The following is a 1,400-nucleotide window of genomic DNA, read 5'->3' as shown; positions in this document are numbered from 1 at the left end:
CAAAGACGCTTCTATGTTCGTCAAGCCGTAGCGGCGAGTGCGTTTGTCCTGGTCAGGAGCCTGTGCAGGTTGCGGGTGAGGTAGCGCTTGAGCTGGCGGCGGATTGACCGGATTGTCTTGCCTTCGGCGGTTCGGCGTGCGGCGTAGTCCTGGGTCGTGTCGTGCATGCGTAGTCGTGTCATGACCACGACGTGCAGGGCGTGGTTGAGCCGTCGGTCGCCGCCGCGGTCGAGGCGCTGGTAGTCGCTGTGGTTGCCGGAGGCGGCGGGGATCGGCGCGGTGCCGGCGATGCGGGCGAACGCGGCTTCGGAGCGGACGCGGCCGGGGTAGGCCCAGGCGGCGAGGATGACGGCGGCGCAGTAGGGGCCGATGCCGGGCTCGTCGAGCAGGTCGGGGGCGTGTGCGGCCACGAGGTCGCGCAGGGTCTTCTCGTTGTCCTTGAGCTCGTCGTGCAGTTCCAGGGCGCGCGCGGCGAGACGGGCTGCTTCGGTCCGGGCGTACTGCTGGTCGAGGGGGTCGGTGGTGCGCCTGCGCCAGGCTTTGACGGCGCGGATCTGGGCCATCGTGAGCGGCTTGCGGGCGTCGATGCCCAGGTCATGGGTGCGCAGCAGCGCGGTGAGCGCGTTCAGGTGCGCGGTCTTGTCCTTGGCGAGCCGTTCGCGGGCGGTGGTCAGGACCTGCATCGCGCCGGCGACTTCCCCGGCCCGGTAGTCGCGCAGCAGGTCAGCGGGTTGGCCGAGGACGGAACGCGCCGCGGCCTGGGCGTCCAGGATGTCCGTCTTGGCCTTCCCCTTGCCGCGGACCGGGGTGGGCGCCTCGACCACGCGGTAGCCCAGGCCCGCGAGGTGCCCGGCGGCCAGGCGCCCGTAGGAGCCGGTACCTTCCATGCTGATCAGCACAGCCTGCGGTGTGTCGATCGTGCGGCGGGCGACCCAAGCCGACGCGCGGGCCAGGCCGGCCGCGGTGGTCGGGAACTCCTGGGTGTCGACCACCGCGCCCGTGAGGGTCTCGATGATCGCGTAGACGTGGTTACGGGCATGGGTATCGATCCCGACGACGAACAGGTAGACCTGCGCGACGGGTACTGCTTCTGCGAGCATGGACACTGCGATGTTCCTCCCGAGCGTGGACGTCGTGACCGGCGTCGGCCTGGGTAGGAGTCACCTGGAGGCGTAACTGTCATGGGCCACAACCCGTGCAGGACACAGGTCGGGCATGCTTCTGATCAAGCCATCAAGGTGGGCCAGGCCGGCGTCGGCCCGCCCGCCGCGCGGACATGTCTTTGACAAGACACCCCGGAACAAACCGGAGATCAAGTTGATTGCGAGTCACACGCGCCGAGCAGGGCAACGCCAGCCTGACCAGCCGATCCCAGACCAGCCACTTGAAGACTGACAGTT

At 69.0% G+C, this 1,400-nt stretch carries 1 protein-coding gene; it reads right to left on the bottom strand.

The window, feature by feature from the left end:
• Nucleotides 1-20: 20 nt before the first annotated feature.
• Nucleotides 21-1,100, bottom strand: a complete 1,080-nt coding sequence (locus ACYVK7_RS17665; RefSeq protein ID WP_253878237.1) for an IS110 family RNA-guided transposase — start codon at nucleotides 1,098-1,100, stop codon at nucleotides 21-23.
• Nucleotides 1,101-1,400: the final 300 nt, after the last annotated feature.

The sequence above is a fragment of the Promicromonospora xylanilytica genome (assembly GCF_054782895.1).
Note: the sequence above shows the minus strand (reverse complement) of the source record. Positions and strands in the feature narration are given on the sequence as shown.

Excerpts from the sequence above, each read along its gene's own strand:
- ACYVK7_RS17665 (WP_253878237.1), bottom strand. The coding sequence starts at position 1,100 with ATGCTCGCAGAAGCAGTACCCGTCGCGCAGGTCTACCTGTTCGTCGTC.